At 69.8% G+C, this 22,516-nt stretch carries 17 protein-coding genes; 6 read left to right on the plus strand and 11 right to left on the minus strand.

Going from position 1 to position 22,516, the window contains the following annotated elements; translation table 11 throughout:
- The first annotated feature begins 48 nt into the window (after nucleotides 1-48).
- Nucleotides 49-573: a hypothetical protein gene (locus ACFWI8_RS23615; RefSeq protein WP_387094881.1), complete on the plus strand. Its 525-nt coding sequence runs from the start codon at nucleotides 49-51 to the stop codon at nucleotides 571-573.
- Here the strand turns inward: ACFWI8_RS23615 and ACFWI8_RS23620 are convergent.
- Nucleotides 570-1,322, minus strand: a complete 753-nt coding sequence (locus ACFWI8_RS23620; RefSeq protein WP_387094883.1) for a GntR family transcriptional regulator — start codon at nucleotides 1,320-1,322, stop codon at nucleotides 570-572. The genes ACFWI8_RS23615 and ACFWI8_RS23620 overlap by 4 nt on opposite strands.
- Before the next feature lie 251 nt (nucleotides 1,323-1,573).
- On the opposite strand from ACFWI8_RS23620, the gene ACFWI8_RS23625 reads away from it, so the two are divergent.
- A complete protein-coding gene (locus tag ACFWI8_RS23625) occupies nucleotides 1,574-2,512 on the plus strand; it encodes a cation diffusion facilitator family transporter (RefSeq protein WP_387094885.1) in 939 nt (312 codons plus the stop codon).
- Nucleotides 2,513-2,586: 74 nt separating this feature from the next.
- Here the strand turns inward: ACFWI8_RS23625 and ACFWI8_RS23630 are convergent, their stop codons facing one another.
- The 3 genes from ACFWI8_RS23630 to ACFWI8_RS23640 all read right to left on the minus strand — a co-directional run bounded on the left by ACFWI8_RS23630 (nucleotide 2,587) and on the right by ACFWI8_RS23640 (nucleotide 5,722).
- Nucleotides 2,587-4,164: a S8 family serine peptidase gene (locus ACFWI8_RS23630; RefSeq protein WP_387094982.1), complete on the minus strand. Its 1,578-nt coding sequence runs from the start codon at nucleotides 4,162-4,164 to the stop codon at nucleotides 2,587-2,589.
- A gap of 261 nt (nucleotides 4,165-4,425) precedes the next feature.
- A complete protein-coding gene (locus tag ACFWI8_RS23635) occupies nucleotides 4,426-4,677 on the minus strand; it encodes a hypothetical protein (RefSeq protein ID WP_387094887.1) in 252 nt (83 codons plus the stop codon).
- A gap of 88 nt (nucleotides 4,678-4,765) precedes the next feature.
- Nucleotides 4,766-5,722 carry a LysR family transcriptional regulator gene (locus tag ACFWI8_RS23640; protein WP_387094889.1) on the minus strand — a complete coding sequence of 319 codons (957 nt, stop codon included), beginning with the start codon at nucleotides 5,720-5,722 and terminating at the stop codon, nucleotides 4,766-4,768.
- A gap of 82 nt (nucleotides 5,723-5,804) precedes the next feature.
- On the opposite strand from ACFWI8_RS23640, the gene ACFWI8_RS23645 reads away from it, so the two are divergent.
- Nucleotides 5,805-6,758, plus strand: coding sequence for a DMT family transporter (locus ACFWI8_RS23645; protein ID WP_387094891.1), 954 nt, complete (start codon nucleotides 5,805-5,807; stop codon nucleotides 6,756-6,758).
- A gap of 3 nt (nucleotides 6,759-6,761) precedes the next feature.
- Here ACFWI8_RS23645 and ACFWI8_RS23650 read toward each other — a convergent pair whose 3' ends face one another.
- The gene (locus ACFWI8_RS23650) at nucleotides 6,762-7,817 is read right to left on the minus strand and encodes a saccharopine dehydrogenase family protein (RefSeq protein ID WP_387094893.1); all 1,056 of its coding nucleotides are present in this window, start codon (nucleotides 7,815-7,817) and stop codon (nucleotides 6,762-6,764) included.
- A 116-nt stretch (nucleotides 7,818-7,933) separates the two neighbouring features.
- Here ACFWI8_RS23650 and ACFWI8_RS23655 point away from each other — a divergent pair, with 116 nt between their 5' ends.
- Nucleotides 7,934-8,842 carry an AraC family transcriptional regulator gene (locus ACFWI8_RS23655; RefSeq protein WP_387094895.1) on the plus strand — a complete coding sequence of 303 codons (909 nt, stop codon included), beginning with the start codon at nucleotides 7,934-7,936 and terminating at the stop codon, nucleotides 8,840-8,842.
- Here the strand turns inward: ACFWI8_RS23655 and ACFWI8_RS23660 are convergent.
- Nucleotides 8,821-10,032, minus strand: coding sequence for a dienelactone hydrolase family protein (locus tag ACFWI8_RS23660; protein ID WP_387094897.1), 1,212 nt, complete (start codon nucleotides 10,030-10,032; stop codon nucleotides 8,821-8,823). The genes ACFWI8_RS23655 and ACFWI8_RS23660 overlap by 22 nt on opposite strands.
- Before the next feature lie 193 nt (nucleotides 10,033-10,225).
- Here ACFWI8_RS23660 and ACFWI8_RS23665 point away from each other — a divergent pair, with 193 nt between their 5' ends.
- Nucleotides 10,226-10,627, plus strand: coding sequence for a hypothetical protein (locus ACFWI8_RS23665; protein WP_387094899.1), 402 nt, complete (start codon nucleotides 10,226-10,228; stop codon nucleotides 10,625-10,627).
- Nucleotides 10,628-10,650: 23 nt separating this feature from the next.
- Here ACFWI8_RS23665 and ACFWI8_RS23670 read toward each other — a convergent pair whose 3' ends face one another.
- Complete coding sequence (locus ACFWI8_RS23670) at nucleotides 10,651-13,830, minus strand: type ISP restriction/modification enzyme (RefSeq protein ID WP_387094901.1); 3,180 nt, start codon at nucleotides 13,828-13,830, stop codon at nucleotides 10,651-10,653.
- 310 nt (nucleotides 13,831-14,140) lie between these two features.
- The gene (locus ACFWI8_RS23675; RefSeq protein WP_387094903.1) at nucleotides 14,141-15,559 is read right to left on the minus strand and encodes an ATP-binding protein; all 1,419 of its coding nucleotides are present in this window, start codon (nucleotides 15,557-15,559) and stop codon (nucleotides 14,141-14,143) included.
- Between the two features lie 1,070 nt (nucleotides 15,560-16,629).
- On the opposite strand from ACFWI8_RS23675, the gene ACFWI8_RS23680 reads away from it, so the two are divergent.
- The gene (locus ACFWI8_RS23680; protein ID WP_387094905.1) at nucleotides 16,630-19,215 is read left to right on the plus strand and encodes a DUF262 domain-containing protein; all 2,586 of its coding nucleotides are present in this window, start codon (nucleotides 16,630-16,632) and stop codon (nucleotides 19,213-19,215) included.
- Between the two features lie 30 nt (nucleotides 19,216-19,245).
- On the opposite strand, the gene ACFWI8_RS23685 is transcribed toward ACFWI8_RS23680, so the two are convergent.
- From ACFWI8_RS23685 to ACFWI8_RS23695, 3 genes are all read right to left on the minus strand, one after another.
- The gene (locus tag ACFWI8_RS23685) at nucleotides 19,246-19,551 is read right to left on the minus strand and encodes a 3'-5' exonuclease (protein WP_387094907.1); all 306 of its coding nucleotides are present in this window, start codon (nucleotides 19,549-19,551) and stop codon (nucleotides 19,246-19,248) included.
- Nucleotides 19,552-19,923: 372 nt separating this feature from the next.
- Nucleotides 19,924-20,775 (minus strand): HNH endonuclease, encoded by an 852-nt coding sequence (locus ACFWI8_RS23690; RefSeq protein WP_387094909.1) that lies wholly within the window; start codon nucleotides 20,773-20,775, stop codon nucleotides 19,924-19,926.
- Between the two features lie 20 nt (nucleotides 20,776-20,795).
- Entirely contained in the window at nucleotides 20,796-22,322 is a 1,527-nt protein-coding gene (locus ACFWI8_RS23695; protein WP_387094911.1) for an AAA family ATPase, read from the minus strand.
- Nucleotides 22,323-22,516: the final 194 nt, after the last annotated feature.

Consider the following 22,516-nt stretch of genomic DNA (forward strand, 5'->3'; position numbering starts at 1 on the left):
GTGGGGTGGTTGTATCGGGGGCCGGGCTAATGCGGGGCGTGTGGCCCCGTGTTGGGCTACTTGGTGGGCGGCCGGGGGGGCGCGCCCCCCGACGAGGCCGCCCTCGACGGCGTCTGCGACACGGTGATCGAGCAGCTGCGGCCAGCGGTCGGCAGCAGCGAGTCGGACGACCTGGCGCTGCTCGCCGCCCGGCTCGGGAGCCTGCCCCCGGACCGGGTGGCCACCTGGACCTTCCCGGCCGCCCCGGCGATGCTGCCGGCCATCGGCGGGACGGTCGACCACCGGCTGCGCGGGTGGGGGCTCGGCGCCCTCGCCGAGCGCGCGGGGCGACTGGTCGACCGGCTGGCCCGTGACGCGATGGCGGGCGAGGACCGGTCGGTGGCCGTGCGGATGGTGTACGGCGCGTCCCTGATGGTCGAGGTGACCGCCCCCCTCCCGGAGCCCGGCTACCGGGACGGCGCCGAGCAGCTGCTCACCGCCCACCAGGCCCGACGCTGGGGCACCAGGCACGGCCCGATCGGCCACGCCGTCTGGTTCGAACTGCCACTGCCGGAGAGCTGGGGCCTGACCTAACGAACCGGCAGGTGGTACCCGACCCGGAACCGGTCGGCCGGGACCACCACTTCGGCCGTCTCCACCGGGAGGCTGCCGGCCCTGAAGGTGCGGTGGACCACCAGCACCGGATGCCCGGGCAGCCCGCCGAGCACCCGGGCCTCGGCGGCCAACGCCGGCCGGGCGCCGACCTCCTCCGCCACGTTGTCCACCGTGACGTCGATGGCCGCCATCCGCTCCACCACCCCGCGCCCCGCCAACGGGCCCTGCTCGGGCAGCATCACGGGGGTGCGCCCGGTGATCCGCAGCGGCTCCCAGGAGGTGGACAGCATGATGGGCTCGCTGCCGGTGCGGAACACGTAGTGCGTGCACATCACCTGCTCCCCCGTCTCGATCCGCAGCCGCTCGGCCACCGCGGGCGGCGCCTCGATCCGCTCGCTGTGCCCCTCCCAGGTGCCGCGCACCCGCTCGTCCGTCTGCTCCTGGCGGAACGACGAGCAGTCGCCCAACGTGCGGTAGCCGCTGCGGGAGACGACGCGCGGCGCCGGCCGCTCCCGCACATAGGTGCCGGAGCCCGACCTGCCCTCCACGAGCCCCTCGGCCATCAGCACCTTCCGCGCCTCGAGCGCCACCGTGTCGGAGACGCCGTAGGTGGCGCGGATGCTGGCCTGTGAGGGCAGCCTGGTATGTGGCGGCAGGCTGCCGTCGACGATCTGCTGTCGAAGGTCCTCCGCGACGCGGAGATATGCGGGCTGCTCACCGAACGGCACAGGCCCCTCCCAGGGGTGCTCCCGTCTCGTGTTGACAATCGGCAACAGCTTGACAACAGAGCGTCGCCAACGGCAAGAGACGGCCAACGTTTCACCCGAAGTGATGACGACGGGGCGCGCCCCCGTGCGCCGGCGCCCCTGAGCCGGCGGCCCCGGCGGTGCGAGAAGCGGTGCAAGAATGTGCGCCCTGTACGGTCGGCCGACGATCGGACGCCGCCGACCAACCATGAGGGAAGGGACCACCAGCCAGCATGAGCGCGTCAGGGGGAACCAAGGCGATCGTCGCCGCGTTGACGGCGAACCTCGCCATCGCGGTGGCCAAGTTCACGGCGGCCGCGTTCAGCGGCTCGTCATCCATGCTGGCCGAGGGCGTGCACTCGGTCGCCGACTCGGGCAACCAGGCCCTGCTGCTGCTCGGCGGCAAGCGCGCCAAGCGCGCGGCGAGCGAGGAGCACCCGTTCGGCTACGGCCGCGAGCGCTACATCTACGCGTTCCTGGTCGCGATCGTGCTCTTCTCGATAGGCGGTGTCTTCGCCCTCTATGAGGGCGTCGAGAAGATCAGGCACCCACACGAGCTGGAGCACTGGTACTGGCCGGTGGGCGTGCTGGTGTTCGCCATCATCGCCGAGGGCTTCTCGTTCAGGACCGCCATAAAGGAGTCGAACGAGGTGCGCGGCACCCAGTCCTGGGGCCAGTTCATCCGCACCTCCAAGGCGCCCGAGCTGCCGGTGATCGTGCTGGAGGACCTGGGCGCGCTGCTCGGCCTGGTGCTCGCGCTGGGCGGCGTGCTGCTCTCGCTCGCCACCGGCGACGGCGTCTGGGACGGCGTCGGCACCCTGTGCATCGGCGTGCTGCTGGTGGTCATCGCGCTGGTGCTGGCCGTCGAGACCAAGTCGCTGCTGCTCGGCGAGGCCGCCGGGCCCGAGTCGGTGAAGAAGATCCGCGCGGCGATCGTGGACGACGACACCGTCACCCGGGTCATGCACATGCGGACCCTGCACCTCGGCCCGGACGAGCTGCTGGTCGCGGCGAAGATCGCGGTCCGGCGCGGCGACGACGCCGGCGAGGTGGCCGACGCGATCAACGGCGCGGAGGCCAGGATCCGGGAGGCGGTGCCGATCGCCCGGGTGATCTACCTGGAGCCCGACATCTACCGGGAGCGCACCGAGGCCGCCGCCGCCACCGACTGAGCGGGGCGACGCGTGAAGGGGCCCGCGCCGGCGACGGCGCGGGCCCTTCCTCATGGCCCACGTCCTCGGGCGGGTCAGAACTGCAGGGCCCAGGAGCTCAGGTAACCCTGGTCGGCGCCCGCGCCGTCCGTGATCCGCAGCGTCCAGGTGCCGTCGGCGGCGACACCCGAGCCGCTGAAGGTCCAGGTCGAGTCGATGTTGTCGGCGCTGCCGCCGCTGCGGTTGTGCAGGTTGCGCACCGTGCCGTCGGGCTGGATCAGGTCCACGGTCAGGTCGCCGATGTAGGTGTGCACGATGTGCACCTCCGCCTGGAAGGCGCCGGTCAGCGTGCCGACCCCGGTGACGTCGATGGTCGAGGTCGAGGTCGTGAAGTCGGTGATCGGGACCTGGGTGGTGTTGTCGAAGCGCGGACCCGAGGGCGGCGGGGGCGGGCCGCTGCCCTCGTCGCCGACGTGCAGCAGCGCGTTGACGGTGTTGCCCGGCACGCCGGACAGCCGGTTCCAGACCGCGTTGTTCACCAGGGCGGAGGAGACCTCGGCTGGGGTCGCGCCCGGGTTGTCCGCCAGGTAGAGCGCGGCGGCGCCGGCGACGTGCGGGGTGGCCATCGAGGTGCCGGAGATGGTGTTGGTCGCCGTGTCGCTGGTGCTCCAGGCCGAGGCGATGGAGGTGCCGGGGGCGAAGATGTCCACCACGGAGCCGACGTTGGAGAAGTCGGACCGCGCGTCGGTGCTGGTGCTCGAGCCGACGGTGATGGCCTCGGAGACCCGGGCCGGCGAGCGGGTGCTGGCGTCGGCGCCGTAGTTGTTGCCGGCGGCGACGGCGTAGGTGACGCCGGCCGCGACGGAGTTGCGGACCGCCGCGTCGAGCACGGTGTCGACGCCGCCGCCCAGACTCATGTTGGCGACGGAAGGACCGTCCGCGTCGCCGGTGACCCAGTCGATGCCGCCCACGACGCTGGCGGTGGTGCCGCCGCCGGAGTTGTCGAGCACCCGGACCGCCACGATCTCGGCCTGCTTGGCCACGCCGTAGCTGGCGCCGGCGACCGTGCCGGCCACGTGGGTGCCGTGGCCGTGGCCGTCGACCGCGCCGTTGTTCCAGTAGTCGTAGCCGAACCTGGCGCGCCCCTCGAACTCCTGGTGGCTGAGGCGCACCCCGGTGTCGATGACGTACGCGGTCACCCCGGCGCCCTCGTTGGGGTAGGTGTAGCCGGCGTCCAGCGGCAGGTCGGCCTGGTCGATCCGGTCCAGGCCCCAGGACGGCGGGTTGGGCTGGGTGTCGGCCAGCTCGTACCGCTGGTTCTGCACGACCTCCTTGACGCCCGGCTCGGCGGCCAGCTCCAGGGCGTCCTCCTCGCTCATCTCGGCGGCGAAGCCGTTGATCGCGTGCCGGTAGACGTCGGTGACCTCGGCGTCGTGTCTCTCGGCGAGGTCCTCGGCGTCGTCCGAGGTGGCTTCGAAGCCGCCGTCGTCGAGGAGGACGACGTAGCTGTCCTCGATGGTGTTCTCGGCGCCGAGGTTGCTGATCACGCCCACCGGCTCGTCGGCCTGGGCCGTGGCCGGGATGCTCACGCCGATACCCAGGGCGAGCAGGGCGGCGGTGGCCACCGTGCCGCCGAGTCGCCGCGAGCGGCGGGGAGTTCGCGTCACTGCTATCAAGGTTCCTCCTGATCAGTGGTGCGCACGCACAGCAGAAACGTCATGCCCATGTCAATCACTCATGTCGATTGCCACGGACATGACGACCTCTTGAATGGTCCGCCGTGGTAAAGGAATTGACAAGGGTGCCCGGCGATTCGACACAGCCGCGCAACGGCGGTGAAGCATCCGTTTCGATTGTGAACCGCCGCGCCCGCCGCCCCGGGCGAAGCCGCCTGGCCGGCCGACCGAACGGCCCGCCGGCCAGGCGCCGGCGGGTCAGGCCTTGGCCGGCCGCTCGTAGGAGGGCGGCCTGGCGAGGCCGAGCAGCCAGCCCCAGTGGGAGCCGAGGCGCTGCTCGGCGAACCTGACCGCCCCGTAGTAGGCGGTGCCGGCGGCGGCGGTCAGCGCCGAGGTCACGGTCGCGTTGTCCAACTCGACGCCGACGCGCGCCGCCTGGACCACGACCCAGGAGACGGCGTAGGGCACGAAGGTGCGCCAGAGGCTGGCGACCCAGTCGTAGACGGGCATGGGAGCTCCGATCACGGGGGAGGGAAGAAGGGGCGCGGTCGCGACGCGCACGGCCGCTACCAGCCTTTTTCCCGTGCCGGGAGGGCGGTCACCGATCGGAGTGGGTGACCGCGGCGGGCACGCGCCCCTCGCGCACGCCGGTGGCGCACTCCGCTGGCCCGGGCTCCTCGCCGCCCCGCGCGATGGCCGCGAAGAGTTCTACGGCGCGCCGTGCGGCCGGGTTGCCGGCCACCGCGGCCCCGATCGCGACGGCTACGTGCCGGACCGGGGTCGGCGCCACCAGCGGCCGGACGACGAGGCCGGCCGGCAGGTCGACGGCGGCGAGGCGCGGGATCGCGGTGACGCCGATGCCGGTCGCCACCAGGGGCAGCGCGGTGCGGTAGTCGGGCGTCCACACCTGGAAGCGGGGCGCGAAGCCCGCCCGCGCGCAGGCGTCGAGCAGCACCCGCCGGCAGGGCCCGTCGCGGTGCTCGTTGTCGACCCACGACCGCTCGGCGAGGTCGGCCAGCGGCACCTCGGGGAGCGCGGCCAGCGGGTCGTCGCGGCGCACGACCAGCACGTAGGGGTCGGCCGTGAGCCGGCTGACGACGGCGTCCGGGGGCGGCGGGGCGGCCGCGTCCTCGACGAACACGTCGATGTCGTGCCGCGCCTCGGCCAGCTCTGCCATGCGCAGTTCGAGACGCACGTCGGGGAACTCGGCGCGCAGGGCCTCGACCACCGGCGGCAGCCAGGTGGCGCTCACCGAGGCGACATAGCCGATGGACAGGCTGCCCACCCGGCCCGCCCGCAAGTCGTCCACCAGGCATTCGAGGCGGCCCAACTCCTCGAAGAGACGCTCCGACTCGGCGGCCAGGGCCCGCCCGGCCGCCGTCACCTCGATGCCCCGCCCGACCCGCTCCACGAGGCGCAGCCCGGTCCCCCGCTGCAGGGCCGCGAGCTGCTGGCTGACGGCGGACGGCGTGTACCCGAGCGCGGCGGCGGTGGCGCGCACCGAGCCGGTCGCGACGACGGTGCGGAGCAGGCGGAGCCGTGGGAGATCCAGCATGGACGCCATCGTACAGGGCTACTTAACGGTTACGCCGAATTATTCGCTTGTGCTGTCGTGTTGGTGGCCCGACGATGACGGGGTGACCACAGACCTCACCGCCCCGCCCGCCTCGCCCGCCCCCCTCGCCGCCGAACCGCCGAGGGCCGGCGCCCGCGCCTTCGACCTGCCGAGCACGGTCGCCGCGCTGGTGACCGTCCTGCTGTGGGCCTCCGCGTTCGTCGTGATCCGCGACGTCGCCGACACCCTCTCCCCCGCCCCGCTCGCGCTGCTGCGCCTCGTGGTCGCCGGCCTCGCCCTGACCGTGGCGGTCGCCGTCCGCGGCCGTCCCGCGCTGCGCGCCCAACGCTGGTCGCGCGGCCCGCTGCTGCTGATAGCCGCCTACGGGGTGCTCTGGCTCGCCGCCTACACCGTCGCGCTCAACACGGCCGAGCGGCACGTGGACGCCGGCACCTCGGCGCTGCTGGTCAACCTGGCCCCGCTGCTGGTCGCCGTCGGCGCGGCCGCGGCGCTGCGCGAACGCCTCTCCCGGCCGCTCCTGCTCGGCGGTCTCGTCTCGCTCTCCGGCGTCGCCATCATCACGGCCGGCAGCGGCGGCGGGGAGCGCGACACGGTCGGCGTGCTGCTCTGCCTGCTCGCCGCCGCGCTCTACGCCGCCGGCGTCCTCCTGCAGAAGCCGGCGCTCCGGCACGTCGACCCGCTCACCGCGATCTGGCTCGGCTGCCTCGCCGGCACGGCGGTGCTGCTGCCGTGGGCCCCCCAACTCCTCGACGAGCTGGCGACCGCCCCGACGAGCGCCGTCGCCTCCGGCGTCTACCTCGGCCTCTTCCCGACCGCCATCGGCTTCTGGCTCTGGTCGTTCGCGCTGCGCCGCACCGACGCCGGCCGCCTCGCCGCCTCCACCTACGCGGTGCCCGCGGTCTCCGTGCTCCTCTCCTGGCTCCTCCTCGGCGAGTCCCCCACCGCCCTGGCCCTCACCGGCGGCACCGTCTGCCTCCTCGGCGTCGCCATCTCCCGCCGCCGCGCCGCGCGGTGACGGTCACCCCTCCGCCCTGACGCTCCACCGGACGCCGTGCGGCTCCAGGGCCGCCAGGAAGTCGGCGGGCTCGAAGACCTGGGCGGGCGCCAGCACCCCCGGCGCTGGCTCGCCGGCCACCAGCCGGAGGGCGCCCTCCACGGCGATCACCGCCGTCAGGCCGTAACCGTCGGTCCCGGTCACCGCGCCCCGCGCCCACCGGCCGTCGCCACCGACCGCGTAGACCGCCATCAGCCACCGCGCCACGGCCCGCGCCGCCGGGTCCGGACCCTCCGGCAACGCGGCGGCGAACTCCTCGGTCACGCCGCCGAACAGGGGCACGACCTCCGCCCGCATCACGGTCTCGACCCGCCGCGCCCGCACATGGCGCGGCACGGTGACGACGCCGGGCAGCGCGAACGGCGCCACCTTCAGCTCACCCGTCTCCCCGTCCGCCCCCACCTCGGGCACCGGGACCGTCTCCGCCCGGGCCACGGTCCCCTCGCGCCACGCGCCGTCCGCCCAGTGCAGACCGCCCTGCCCGCCCCACAGGCGGCGGTTGGCCAGCGCCGTGCGCGCCGTGCCACGGGAGACGCCACCGGGCAGCCGCAGGTCGGCGATCGTCAACGACTCGGCCTCCTCGCCCAGGGCCTCCGCGGTGAGGTGCGCGATCAGGTCCCCGGGGCCGCCGTCGTCCGCCAGCGCCGGGACGACCGTGACCCCCGCCTTCCGCGCCGACTCACTGAACGCGTCGAACACCCGCTTGAGATAGGACTGTTCGCCCGTGGTGTCGACATAGTGACAGCCGGCCGCCACGGCCGCCCGCACCACCGGCTCGCCGAACGACTCGAACGGCGCCACGCAGTTGACCACCGCCGCGCAGCCGTCGAACGCCGCCGCCAGCGCCGCCCGGTCCCCGACCCCCGCCACCCGGACCTCGGCGTCGCTCCCCTCCGCCGCCCGCCGAAGTCGTGCCTCGTCCCGGCCGACCAGCACCACCGGCACGCCCCGGCGCGCCAACTCGGCGACCACCAGACGCCCCGTGAACCCGCTTGCCCCGTACACCGCGATCTTCCTCATGGACGCCACGCTAGGACCCCGCGCCGGGACGCTGAATGCTCGACCATCCCCGAACCCTGTCCGAACGTCCTCCGGCACACGCCCCCCGAGGACGGCCCCCGCGCTACGCTGCCCGCATGGACGTGCTCAGCGACGCCGTGGCGGCCATGCGCAACGGCCGGGCGCACTCATCACGGACCCGTTTCACCGCCCCCTGGGGGGTGCGGTTCGCGCCGTTCGCCGGCGCCGGCTTCCACGTCGTCCTCCAGGGCACCTGCTGGGTGCTGCCGACGCGTGGCGAGCCCGTCCGACTGGGGGTCGGGGACCTCGTCCTGCTCCCGCACGGCCGCGCCCACGGCCTCGCCGACGCCCCGACGACCCCACTGCGCGACGCCGGGGACCCCGGCTCGCTGCCTCCCGCGCCACCACCGGACGGCGACCCCGCCGCCACGGTGCTGCTCTGCGGCGCCTACCTCCTCGACCGGGCCCGCCCCCACCCGCTGCTGACCGAACTGCCCGAGGTGGTGCACCTCTCCTCCCGGGTCGGAGCCCACCCCGAACTGCGCACCGTCCTCGACCTCCTCGGCGCCGAGCTCGATCACCCCCGGGAGGGCAGCACGGGCATCGTCCCCGCCCTCCTTGACACCCTGCTGCTGTACGCGCTGCGCGCCTGGCACGAGGAACAGGCCCGGCACAGGACCGCGACGGGCTGGGCGCGGGCCCTGCGCGACCCCGCAGTGGCCGCCTCGCTCCGCGCCATCCACCGCGACCCGGCGCACCCGTGGACCGTGGCCTCGCTGGGCGCGGTCGCGGGCCTCTCCCGCTCCCCCTTCGCCCGCCGCTTCACCGCGCTCGTCGGCCGGCCGCCGCTCGCCTACCTCACCTGGTGGCGGATGACGCTCGCCGCCCAGCTGCTGCGCGCGGACGACCGACCCGTGGCGCGGGTCGCAGAACAGGTCGGCTACACCTCCGAGTACGCCTTCTCCAAGGCGTTCCGGCGCGCCTACGACACCTCGCCAGGACGCTACCGGCGCGCGCCGTCCTGAGGCGCGAGCCAGCCGTCGAGCCAGGCGAACGCCTCGTCCTGCATGTCGGCGGTGAACTCGTGCCCGCGTTCGGGCCACACCCTGGTGACCAGCCGGTCGCCGGCCTCCTGCGACTCCCAGACCTCGCGCATCCTGGCGAAGGCGCCAGCCACCCCCTCGGGCGGGAACAGGCCGTCCAGGGCGCCCGCGTGGAACAGCATGGGGCGCGGGGCGGCGATGGACGCGACGTCCGGGATGTCCAGGTGACGGTAGAGGCCGGGGTGCAGCATGTGGTACGCGGACTGGCCGCGCAGGGTGTTGTTGCCGGGGACCATCATCTCCTTCAGCGTGGTCATCCAGCAGACGGCGACCGCGGCGCGGACGTCCCGCGACAGCGCGGCGAGCTGCCACGCCCGGTAGGCGCCCATCGAGAAGCCGAGCGCGGCCACCCGGGCGCCGTCGACCTCCGGCAGGGAGGCGAGGAACGCGGCGGCGCGGACGTCCTCGTGGGCGGTGAGGCCGGCGAGCGAGGAGCCGAGGTTGTAGAAGTTGGCGGCCAGGGCCTGCTGGTCCTCGTAGGTGAGCGGCCCCCGGTCGGACCAGCCGAGCGCGTCCACGGCGAGCACGGCGTAACCCCTGGCCGCCAGTTCGTCACCGACGAAACGCCCACTGAAGTACCGCGCCGCCCAGGCCTCCGCCGAGGCGAGGCGGGCGTCGTCGCCCCACGGGCGGATCATCTTCTCCTTGCCGATGTCGAACCTGGAGCCGTGGTCGTGCAGCAGCAGCACCGCGGGGAAAGGACCCGTGCCGCGCGGCAGGAGCAGCAGGCCGCGGGCACGGCCGTAGCGGCTGAGCGCGAACTCCACCGTCCTGCGCACGTAGCCCTCCCCCTCCCGCTCGTCGACGGTCTCCGGCCGGAACGGAACCCCCTCCCGGCCGCGCGGCTGCAACAACGCCGCCTCGACCTGCGCCCGGGCCGCCTCCCGCCAGGCCCGGAAGTCCCGTATCCGCGAATGCCCCCAGGCGAGCGGGAAGTCGAGCTCCTCCTTCATCCGCTCGTAGAACGCGGGCAGGACCCGCTCACTCAACCCCAACCCCCCACCGCCACCGCTCCCGGCGACGGGCCCGGCCCCGGCCTGCGCCACCGCCTGGGCCCCCGGCAACAGAAACGGGGAGAGCTGGGCGAGCGATACGAACGTGCGTCGCTTCATGGTGACCGGTCCTTCCGGGTCCGACGTGCGATGGGGGCCACGGTAAGCGCTTCCATGCCCACGTCAAGATCCCGGGACAGACCGCCGCGCGCCTGGACTGACCGTGCCACCACTCACAGCCACCCGCGCTCCCTACGGAGCACCGGGCTCCGGGCGCAGCCGAGGCGGGGCCGCCCTCTGCTACAACTGCTGCGTGGATCTGTTCCTTTCCGCCTCAGAGAGCCGGCTGCTGCGTCATCTCGCCTTGGCGGACATCCCCTACACCGACGACGACACGATCGCGCTGGCCGTGCGCGGGCTGGACGAAGAAGAGGTGCGGGACGACGCGCGGTCGCTCGCATGGCGGGGAATGGTAACAGCCGAGGCCGACCGGCTCTCGATCACCCCGCTCGGTGCCGCGGCCTACTACGCCTTCGAGGTCGAGCAACTGACGGTCCGCCTGAGCGACGTGTGCGCCTTGGTTGACGAACTCGAGCGCGCGGCCCCCGCACTGGCCCGCCAGACGCGCGCCGTACGCCAAGTAGCTCAAGGGGCATGGACGTTGGAGGAAGCCACCCGCTACACCTCGGCCGATCAGCCAGGACCGCCGGGGTGAAGTGTGGTTATCCAGGCCTCGGTTCACAGGAGCGTGCCCGCCGCAGGTCCGGAGAGCCTGTGGCGCGGCTTGCGGGTCTTACTAGCGATCGGGAGGATCCCGGCCTTCGCCAGATCGGATTCCGTGATCACCGGAGCTCTCACGATCCGCTCCAGGAGATTCCGCTGGGCCGACTCCAGTCCCACCAACCGCCGCAGCACCGAGAGCAGTTCCATGAGCTCCTGAGACCACTCCGCCGTCCAGGACTCGGCATGAATGTCGTCCAGCGGGCTGGTCTTGCGGCTGTTGGGCTTGGCCTTGCGGTAGCCGAACCACTTCTTGACGATCGGCATGCCGCCCACGTCGTACGCCCAGACCGAGGGCGGGATGGGGCCGAACCGCCCTGCCCCAAGGTGCAGGGTTTGCGTCAACTCGTCGTAAGTGATCTCGGCGGGGAGTGACGGCCCCACCGCCTGCAGATACACCACGCGGCGCGGATCACCAACGGGGTAGCACACGTCCCCCACGGGCCTGCCCTCCTCAGGTTCCGCGAAGCACTCCCCGTACGTCGACGCCCAGAGCAGCTGCGCGCCCAGGCACACGGCCTCCCTCCACAGGAGCGCATCGCGCGTGAGCGGCAGGCGTACGCCTGCTGTGAGCAGTTCCTCGGTGAACTGCTCGGTGAAGCCAGGGTGCCCCGCCACCGCCGCCGTGTACGCGGCCAGGTCATACACGGTGACTTCGGGGATTCCCAAGGCGGTAGCGAGATAGTTCAGCAGGCCGAGCGGAACGTTGGGCGTCCCGTCGGGGTGCAGGATGGGCATGACCTTGCCACCGCGCCCGTTGAAGTGGTGGGTGTCCGGTAGCAGAGCCGTGGCCACGACCGCCGGCCCGGAGTCGATTTCATGCGTGGACTGCTGGTTGAGGAACAGTTGGCCCGGACGGAGCGCCTCCCACAGGTCGGGACGCGGGAAGTCGATGACACGACTGTCGGCGATCAGCCACTGCCTGTCAAAGCTCCGCATGCCGATCCGAACGAACTCGGGCTCCGTCACGCCCTCGTCGGCCAGTCTCGTCACGGGTTCGGGACGGCCGGGTAAGGAGTGCGACTTCTTGTCGAGTGTGCGGTCGCGGGTCTCCTTGAACAACTCCACCTTCACATCTCGGTCCTGTTCCGAGATCAGACGGGCCCAACGCCGCCGCAGGATGTCGCGATCCGGGCCGTTGACCCACGAGCGATTCGCCGTGATGCCCAGGCTCCCCCAGGGAAAGAGGTCACTCAGTGCGGGAAACTCCTCCCAGCCGGTCCCCGTGGCCGGGCGGAACGGCCGGGTGTTCTCGGCATGTACGTCCTGCCATCCGCCGTCATCCAGCCGGATCTCCTTCAACTGGCGGTACTTGGCGGCTCGCCGGCCCTCGACCGTGCGGTAGTGGATACGAGCGGGCTGCTCGAGATCCTGGTCGGTGCGGCGCACGAAGATGCAGATCGCCAACGGCTGGGCCACACCAGGGAAGATCCGGGTGGCCACGTCCGGGCGGTGCCCTTCCGGGGAGACGTCGATGATCCAGCCCTCGTCGCAGGTGCGCCGGAAGTAGTCCCGCATACCGCGCCCTCCGGGTCCGCTGGCGAATCCGGAGGGCGTGATGAAACAGATCACGCCGTGCTGGTCCTCGTCGTGTGCGTCGAAGACCTTCCAGGTCGCCCAGCGCCAGAAGTAGATGTACAGGTTCTTCAGGACGTGCTCGTAGCGCCCGTTGCCCGGCCACTTGAAGTCATCGATCGGCGGCGCGCCACGCCCTTCCGCGCCGCTCTCGATCCATCCGCCACGCCCCCTGGCCTTGTCGTCGTATGGCGGGTTCCCAATCACCACCGTCACCGGCGTGGTGGCCTTCACCCTGTTCGCACGCTTACGTGCCTCCGAGATCACCCCGTACGTCGAGGCCAGCGACTCCTCCGCCACATAGGGGTTGTCGAGCGTGTTCGTGACGTAGAGCTGCAGCCCCTCCCCGGGCTGCTCCGCACGATGCCGCTTCAGCAGATCGGAGGTGCGCAGCTCCGCCACCGCGAACGGGCCCATCTGGAGTTCGAAACCGACCAGTCGGCGAGCCAGACCTGTGATGGCGTCCGGGACGGCGCCAGGTCCGGTGTTCCGGCCGGTCCATGCCGCCACGTGCTCAATGATCGCGTGGAGATATGTTCCGGTCCCCATCGCCGGATCGACGATGCGCACGTCCTGGCTGGCGTAGCCCTGCGGCCGGTCCAGACGCGTCCGCAGCACGTCCTCCGTCAGCCGCACCATCTCCTCGACGACCTCGCGCGGGGTGTAGTACGAGCCACTCCTCTGACGCAGCTTCTCGTCGTACACCTCGAGGAACGACTCGTAAAGATGCAGGTAGGCGTCGCGGCGGCCCTTCCGAATGGAATCCCACCGCACGGCATCGATCACCCGCACGAGCAGGTCCAGGGTCACCTCGAAGCTCTGGGTGACGTTGTCCGTGAGCAGTTGGAGGGCCTTGCCCATCAAGGCATGCCCCGCATCGAGCCTGCGGCCGATCTCGTGCAGTCCCATCTCCGTCAGACGGAGATCCTCCGTGCGGGCCAACAGCAACGCGAATGTGACCGCCTGCGCATAGCCGTCGGCGAAAGTGGCATCGTCAGCCGTCGGAAAGAGCAGCTTTCGCCAGTCCCCCATCAGGCCGGTGAAGCGAAGATCCCGCGGGTGTGCTCCCTCGGCCGCGGCCCGCCGCTCGGCCTCCAGTTGCTCCAGCACGGCGGCACGCAGCAGTCGGCACAGCGGAGCTATCCGCCGTACCAACACGGAGACTTGGCGTATCTCCTCGGGATACCAGTGGAGGAAGGTCTGGAGCAACGAGTGGAACGCGTCCGGGGAAGCCACCTTCAGGTCGGCGCCAGCGCGCTCCAAGTCACCCTCTAGGACGACGGGCTCACCGACCGGCGCACCGTGCCGGAACAAGCGCCACTCGGTCCCGTTCGTGTAGAGCAGGTTCGGAAGATCGCGGAGGCGCTCCCACTGCTCCTTGTTCCGGCCGGTGAACTTGTCCGGGTCGACACTGTGGCCGGGCCGCTTGATCTCGACGTACCCGATGATGGCCCCGTGGACCTCGACCGCGTAGTCGGGGCGCACCCCGAGGCCAGGCAGCGGGGTCTCGGTGTGCCACAGGACATCCCGCAGCCCGTACTGGTCACCCGCGGTCTGCAGCAACTTCTCGAGCGGGGCTCGGATGGCGAACTCCCGCCACCCCGGGCCGGCGAGCATCGCCCTGCACGACGCCCCGAAGACGGACACTGCCGTCGATAACCACTTCCGCTGGCTCCCCACCACGTCACACGCCCCCACGACTTCCGCTCCAGAACCCGCAGAAGGTGAAGTATGGCAGGCAATTTCAGATCATAGAAGACGCCGAACCCTCAACAGGGCCTATCTCTAGAGGAATCCATTCCAGACCACCGCGGTCACCCGACCTCCGCCGGCCTCCGGAACCATCTCCCATGCCGCACCTGCCATCCGCCACTCACAGCGGCCAGGCGGCCAGCAAATCGCCGGGGCCGTAGGTGGCGTCGAGCCCCGAACAGTCGACTCCACTGCGCGAAACGGCCACGACTGGAACAGGTTCGTCGGTGAGGGCGGCCCGGTGTCGATAGAGAGCGGCCAAGTCATGCCGGTCGAAGGGCGACTGCTCCAGCCACTTGATGGAACCGAGGAAGAGCAGGTCCTTGGCGATGGGGGCACGATCCGCCCCGACGATATCGATCTCGACATCGTTAGTGCGGGTCCAGTAGCCACCCACTGCGGGGGCCGCGGGCAGCCGGTCATCGGGCAGTATCCGCGCCATGGCCTCACGGACAAAGGGCTCGACGGCTCGGCCGCGCCAACTGGTCCAGTTCTCCCGGATGCGCGCCAAGGTCAGATCGCCCCGCCCTCGCTCGATCTCCTCCATGGAAGGGCCGAGCAGATGCAGCCAAAACCGTAGGTAGGGGTCTGTCACCCGATAGCGACGATCCTTCGAAGGGCGCAGCGATACAGGCAACTCCCCGGCGACGATCCGTTTGTCCGTAAGCAGCTCCAGAGCTCGCCGCAGCGGCGTGGCGCCGATCCCACCGGCTGCACGGGCGATGTTCGTGAAGGTCCGCTCACCGCTCCCGATGGCCGCCAGCACCGTACGCGCCTGTGCGTGCGGTGGGAATTCGGCAGCCAGCGAGCGCTCGGCAGACACCAGCAGAGGCGAAACCGGGTCGCTCAGCGCCTCGCCGAGGAAGTCCCACAGCCCTGCGCCGCTCGGCCACTCCGCACAGATCAGCGGCAGCCCGCCTGTGACCAGTGCAGCGTCGAAGGTTTCCGCCGGATCCAGCCCAAGCATTTGCCCCACCTCCGCGGGGTTGAGCGGTCCCAGCACCATCTCCCGGCCGCGCTGATGGAAGGGGCGTCCGTAGCTGTTCAGTGCCTCCATCATCGACAGATCGGAGCCGATGAGGACCAGCAGCACTGGCTTGGTCTCCAGCACCCGATCCCAGGCCCGTTGCAGCATCCCCTCAAAGGCGCCATCAGCATCCATCAGGTACGGCACTTCGTCGATGACCAGCACGCTCGGCTGGTCGACGGGGAGCGCCGCGGCCAGCACATCGAACGCGGCATCCCAGTTCTCCGGTCGCGCGGCGGCCACCAGCCCCGCCAACGGCAGCGTCGACGCCTGGGCGTCCCGGGCCAGCCGTGCCAGATCATCCCTGGGGGAAGCGCCGGTCGCCGCGTAGAACAAGAACGGGGCTCCGGAACGCTCAGCGAACCGCTCGACCAGTCGCGACTTACCCACCCGGCGCCGACCACGCAACATCACGCACCGCCCGGGGCGCTCTCCGCCAACCCCTGCCGCCACCTTCTGCAGCTCTCGCTCCAACACCGCCAGCTCCTGCCGACGGCCTACAAAGTCCGCCACGCCAACCAACCTCCACGCATGACACTAACATCGACGTTAGTAACATTGATGTTAGTCGATGGCCGCGTCGATCGTCGTTCACCATCGCAGGGGCAACCCCCGTCGAAGCGTCTGCTCGGAGATCTGCGCACCGCTGGTCCGAGCCGGGCCGGCACATCAGCGGCGGGGTCGTTCCAGGAACATACGGAACGCAGATCAGGACTTTCGAATGGTAGACATCCAGGCCGAGGCCTCCTCCGCCGCCACCGCCCCGCCGGCGGCACGGCCTCTTCGCCGCCTCCGGGGGCCAAGCGCACCGCCGCCTGCTGCTTCTGGGCGATCAGCTCCCCGCCAGGACGCGAGAGCGACCGCGACGTCTACCTCTCCAACCTGGAACGCCTGTGGCAGCTCGACCAGCCCTGTGACGGCTTGGAGCGCCACATCCACGGCTGGACCGCACGACTCCCAGAGTTCGTTACCGACAGCGGGCCCGGCGGCGTCCTTCGCTACGCCTTCGAGGCCGACCACGCCCCCCGATGACGCCCGCCACGCCTCCAACAACAGCTTCCCTCGGCTTCGCCGACATCCTCGACAACGCCGAGAACCCCTTCGACCCCACCGCCCCCGTTGACGTCGCGCCGCTCCTAAAACCTCCCCCGAACACACCGGCCGCCACCAGCTCGCCGAAGCCGAGGAACAGCCCCGCGACCTCCATGAGCTGGCAGGCCTGGGCGACGACACCCCTCCGGACTCCGACCTCGTCGACCGCCTCCGCCAACGCGCCCAAGAACAAGGCCGGCACCGACTAAGAGCGCTCGAAGCCAGCCAGGTCACTCATTATGTGAACATACCGTTGACGCTGCGTGAATGGGACGCCCGGCTCACCGACGACGGTGGGTCTCCCAGCGCGCCCGGCGGCAGGCTCTGCACGATCCGCCCCGTCCCCTCATCTGATCGAGCCGCGTCTCGACGACGGCGACGAGGGAGGCACACTGTCGGATTCGGTTCTCACCACCGAACTGTCAGTGCCGGGCCATATCGTAGGCGTCACCAGTACCAGCCAAGCCGGTTGTGGGGGACGGGAATTCACCATGCAGGCCAAAGAAACGCTCTTCGCCGACCTCGTACAGGGGCGGGCCCAGCAGTTCCAAGTACCGCTGTATCAAAGGACGTACTCCTGGACGGAGAAGCAGCTGGCCCAGCTCTGGAGCGACATCCTCGAACAGGCCGACCTGCTAGAGTCCGGCGAGAAGGCGAACACGCACTTCCTCGGCTCGGTCGTGCTGGCTCCCTCCCCGCAGAACGAGCCAACGTTTCCCCGCTGGCTCATCGTCGACGGCCAGCAGCGGCTGACCACACTCTCACTCGCCCTGGCGGCGATCCGCGACCACGTCGCGGATGCCGAGCCGGACGAGGCCGAGCGCATCGATGAGGAATACCTGATCAACAAGCGCAAGAGCGGCGGTGACCATTTTCGGTTGCTGCCGACCCAGGCCGACCGGGCGCAGTTCGCCGCATTCGTTCGCGGCCCCCTCTCGGAGCAGGCCGCTGGCGGGGCCGTCGCCGCGGCCTATGGTTTCTTCCGTCGCAAGCTGGTCGCGGCGGCCGATCCGGCCGCCCCGCAGGACGTGTTCCGCATCGAGCAGGCCATCACGTCCCGGCTCACGCTGGTCGCGGTGACCGCCGAGCGGGGGGACAACGTGCACCGCATCTTCGAGTCCCTCAACAACACTGGTCTCAAGCTGAGCCAGGCCGACCTGCTGCGCAACTACCTGTTCATGAAGCTGCGCGCCCACAGTGAGCACGTGTATGAGACCTACTGGCTCCCGTTGCAGGACAGTCTGAGCAACGACGAGCTGGAGCAGCTGATGTGGCTGCAGCTGGTGCTCGACGGGGACGACCGGGTGCGCCGCCAGGACCTGTACGCGGCTCAGCAGCAGCGCTTCGAGCGCGGCGGGGCCAACCAGCGGGAGATCGAGGCCGACATCGAGGCGTACATCAGGGAGCTGTACCGCCGCGGCGCCCTCTTCCGCCGGCTGCTCCACCCCGAAGAGGAGCCGGACGAAGCGGTCCGCGCCCATCTGCGCCGGCTGGACACCTGGCAGGCCCAGGTCACGTATCCCGCGCTGATGCTGCTGCTCGACCGGCGCGAGCGCGGGGATCTGGACTCCTCGGACACGGCCCGCGCGATGTCGTACATTGAGAGCTTTCTGGTGCGCCGGATGATGTGCCGGGTGCCGACGAACAACCTCAACAGGATCTTCCAGGCAGTGCCAGGACAACTCCCGCTCGACGTGCACATCGCCGACGGGTTGCACCAGCTCCTCTCCGCCGAGAACCGCTTCTGGCCCGACGACGACGAGCTGCGCGAGAAAATCGGGAACGCGCCTTTCTACCAGTACGGACGCTGGCACCAGCGCAAGATGGTGCTGCAGCGGCTGGAGGAGAGCTACGAACACCCCGAGCCCGTGGACTTCACCGCCGCGCAGCTCACCATCGAGCACGTCATGCCCCAGTCACCCAGCGACGAGTGGCTCCGCATGCTGAGTGAGGACGCGACCGACGGAGAGAGCGCGGAGGACCTGCACGCCCGACTGCAGCACACGCTCGGGAACCTCACACTCACCGCCGTCAACTCGGAGCTGTCCAACCACCCCTTCAAGCGTAAGCAGGACCTGCTCCAGGGCAGCCACCTTGAAATGAATCGCCGCATCGCGGCCACCGAACGCTGGGGCGCAAAGGAGATCCGGGCCCGAGCCGACGAACTGGCCGATCGGGCGATCGCGCTCTGGCCGGCGCCGCTGCGCGGAGTCGGCCGAGCGGAGCGGAGCCGGGACTGGCACCTGGCCCACCAGGTGCTCGCCGCGCTCCCCCACGGCACCTGGACGTCCTACGGCGATCTCGCGGCATTCATCGGCTCCGGTGCCCAGGCTGTGGGCAACCATCTCGCCAACACACCGGGAGTGGCCAACGCGTACCGGGTGCTCACCTCCGAAGGCAGAGTCTCCGACGGCTTCCGCTGGACGTCCCAGGACGCCGGAGAGGACGTCCGCACCCGGCTCGCCGCCGACGGAGTCCGCTTCGCGGCCAACGGAGCCGCCGATCCGGCCCAGCGGCTCAGCGCCGATGATCTCGCTCTGCTGGTCGCCGGAACCGACGACGACCAGGCGGGCGGCGCGGACACCGCGCAGCACACCCCGGAGAGTCAGGGCGAGGAGACGCGCGCCGATCGGTTCTTCCGTCAACTCGCGGCGGACGACTCCCCCGAGACGGTGGACGCGGTGCGCGCCCTCTTCACCCACTGGGAAGAACTCGGTGGCTGGATCGGCCACGGGGCAGGTCACGTCACCACCAGCGCGCTCCTCATGCTGGGCGAGGCGGGCGCTCCTGGGCGAGGCATCTGGCCCCTGACGCTCTACCCGGGCTGGGGACGCGGCGGCACCGCGGAGGTGGTGTTCCAGTACCTTGCCACACGTGACCCGTTCGCCGACCGCACGCTGCGCGCTGAGCTCCTCAAGCGGCTCAACGAGTTGGATGGCGTCGACATCCCGGAAGGCAAACTGGAGCTGCGTCCCAGCTTCCGTCTGTCCGTTCTGGAGAAGGACCGCAACCATGAGCTGCTCGTCGAGACTCTGACGTGGTTCCGGGACCGCTGGGCGAGCCGGAATACGGACTGAGGCTCGCGTTCCCCAGGCACGGGTCATACGTCACAGCTCGGACAGGCTCAGGCGGCGGATCTCGCCGCCTGGTTCGGCGCTGCCTGCGGCTTCCTCGATACTCGTGGGCAGGAATCGGCTCGGCCTGCCGTTCCAGGTGATAACGGGTTCGTCGCGGGCTCGGGTGGCCGCGACGAAGAGGAGCGAGCGAGCCCGCTGGAGCTCGCGCTCGTAGCGCCTGGGGTCGGTATCGCGGAACGCCTCGACGCGCTGGTGGGGTACTTGGCCCTCGCTGACGCCGGTGAGGAAGACGCGCTGGAACTCCAGCCCCTTTGAAGTCGTATCCCGCCTGGCCACGGGGACCGCAGCCCGGTCGGCAAGCTGCCGGGCCAGGGCATCGATCTCGGGGTCTCCGACGTACGCGAGCTGTTTCGAAGACGAGGCCCCAGGCTTCGCGCTCCAGCGGGGTCGGTTCGTCGCCCGCCGGTGGTTCAGCCTCAGGCGTGGCGAGGACGAGCCCGGTGCCGGGCCGCTCGGCGCTGCCGGTGCCAGTCGGGGCGAGGAACTGGATGATATCGCCCCAGCACGGCCATGACTTCCAACGGCGGCGGTGCTCCGGACGACATCCGCGCCCTCATCGATACCGAGGGCATCAGCCCACCCTCGTCATCCCCACCGCCTAGCAACCGATGGCCTCCCACGAACGGCCCGTTCGAGTACTTCACTTCCTCATTGCGGGACCACCGAGCTGGGGCTCACTCGCGTCGAGGGACCGAAGCAGTAGAGGTCGTCGGCCGCGAGTGTCCGATAGGTGACGCCTTCACAACTGTTGATGTCAACGGCGAGTCGGGTCTCCGCTTGCTCCTGTAGGTAGTCACGGACCATGCTTGCGCCACCGCGTTTGCGCTGCCTGTCGACGCCATACGTAATGTCCGAGATCACACGATTGGCTTCGATGGCATAGCGTTTCCCGAGTTCGAAATGCATGAAGTGATTCTTTGCCCGGGTGATGAGTGTGGCGCCCCAGGACGCCGGTGGGCTGACGAAGAAACGCAGTTGCACTGTGCCGAAATCATGGATTGTTCTTGCGTCCAGCCAACTCTCGTGGGATATCCGGTCGAGGTAGGGGTGCAAAAGCGTACTTTCGGCGCTGTCCGGACGTTTGTTTCCTTTGATTAAGTTACACCGCTCGCAGACGGGGACCAGGTTGAGCGGATCTACACACAGCGCGGGGAAGAGGCTCTTCGGCATAAAGTGGTCGAGCTGGCGGACGGTACCCTGTCGGCATAGCGGGCATCGTTCGTTGGGAGCAGCGGCCATCAGCTCGTCGCGGATCGCCCGTCCCTCGACGGTCTGTATGCCATTTCCATACACCCAGTCCACGAAAGTGCCGCCTGCAATTTCGGGAACCGTAAAATCTTTCGCGTCAAGGTCGTGCAGGCTCCTGTCAGCAGCGGCCTCGCGCAGCGCTTGGCCAGCCTTGTGCACGGTGTCCGCCGCCTTGAGCAGCCGCTCGCGCCGCCCCTCCGCCGCGGTGCTGCGGGCGACGCATGCCCGGTAGCTGTCACTCGCCTTGCGCATGGGGATCTTAAGGGGCCACATCAAAGGGGCCCATCCGTCTTCTCTGCGAGGAGGATCCGGACCAGCCCCTTCGCCTCTCCGCCGAGCTTGCCGTCGAAGTGGGCGAGGACTTCTTCGTATGAGTCCAGAGCGGCCACCGCTCTGCCGATCTCCGCATAGAAGCCGGACTCCATCACCTCCAACCCGAATACCTCGTGGGTCAGCACGCCCACGTTCTCACCGTACGTCTCAATCAGCGGGCGCTCGAAGCGGCTGCTCTCACCGTGGCGTATCAGCTTGTAGACGCAGGACTGCGGCACCGTCTGAAGCACAACGGGCGAGTGTGTAGCAACTACTGCGACGCCGTTGCGGGCAGCCAAGAGGTTAGACAGCCCTTGCATGAAGGAAGCCAGCAGTGGTGGATGCAAATGGGCCTCGGGCTCGTCCACCAGGACCAGGGACTGCTCTGCCACAAGATGCACGAGCTGTGTCATGGTCAGCGCTACGATCGCGTGACCTGAGCTCATCCGGCCGAAGGCAGAGGTCAGGTCACGCACCTGGGATTCCGTAATTCTCATGCCTGCCCGAAGGTCACGCGCGTAGGCCGCGATAGCGGATTCCGCGAACTGCGGGTCACGGCTCAGCAGCATCATGGCGTCGCGCCAGCGCATGAGTTCCCGCGAGTTGATAACGGCCTGGACCCCGGCGTTGAAGGCTGATTGCAGTCGTTGCTGCTGGGTGCCCGCCTCCAGATCATCGAGTGGGGTGCTCTGCAGGCCGACGTAGGTGTATCTCACCGCCTGGGGATCACTCTCCTCGATCACTTCAACGAAGGGATCGAACGCGCTGAAGGTGACCGAAACTACGTTCACGAACCGCTCGCCAACTGAGGACGTCGACGTCGGGAGGACATCAACACGGCCGAATTCCGCGTGCCTCCCGGGCCAGACGACCGCAGCGGCGAGATTCCGCAGCAGGGTCGTCTTGCCAACTCCGTTGCGGCCGATGAGGACATGAATATTGCTAGATGGCCTGGAGTCAGGATCCACCTTGAAGTCGAGAGTGCTCTCAGCGCCATGCCCCGGTGCCATGTAGCGGAACCAGTACTCGGTCAGCCGGACTCCGCCACGGGCAATCCGATTGAACTGTGCCCTGACCGTCTGTTCCTCAACCGTGCGCAACAGTGATGAGCGTGTCACTGGGTACTGCATAGCGGTCTCAAGAAGATCCGGGTTGTAGGCCACGTCAGAGAGTCCCCGGAGGATCTCTTCGCGCCTGTCGTGACCGAGCTTCTTGATGTTGTCATAGTAGAGATCGCTCTGTCCGAGCGAGAAGAGTTCACCTGGTGGCGAGCCATCGTAAACCCCGGCACGGATAGGGCTGGGGCCGTCTTCCTGTCCGGCGACGGCGACCTTGACGAAACCCAAGTTCGTCTGCGTCAGCGGGTCTCGGTACCAAAGCGTATAGCTAGTGCGGAAGCCGAAGTCATCCCAGTCATCGGCCACTAGGACCACAGCCTCGGGGCCTGAGCGCACCGGCGTGCCTTGGGGTAGGACAATGAACTTCACCGGGTCGAGCCTCCGGTTCTGCGGCGGACACCCGCACTTCGGTCGAACTGAGTTTGGAACCTATCGCCTCGCCCTGCCAGGAGGATCGCGACGCCTTCAGCTAAGATCGTGCACCGATCCGACGAATCACGCCGCCGCCCACACCGTGATCCGGTTCGCGTAAGTTTGACCTACGTAAGGCTCCTCCTTTTGCA

This window comes from Streptomyces sp. NPDC127098 (genome assembly GCF_042722465.1).
In the GTDB taxonomy this organism is placed as follows: domain Bacteria; phylum Actinomycetota; class Actinomycetes; order Streptomycetales; family Streptomycetaceae; genus Streptomyces; species Streptomyces millisiae.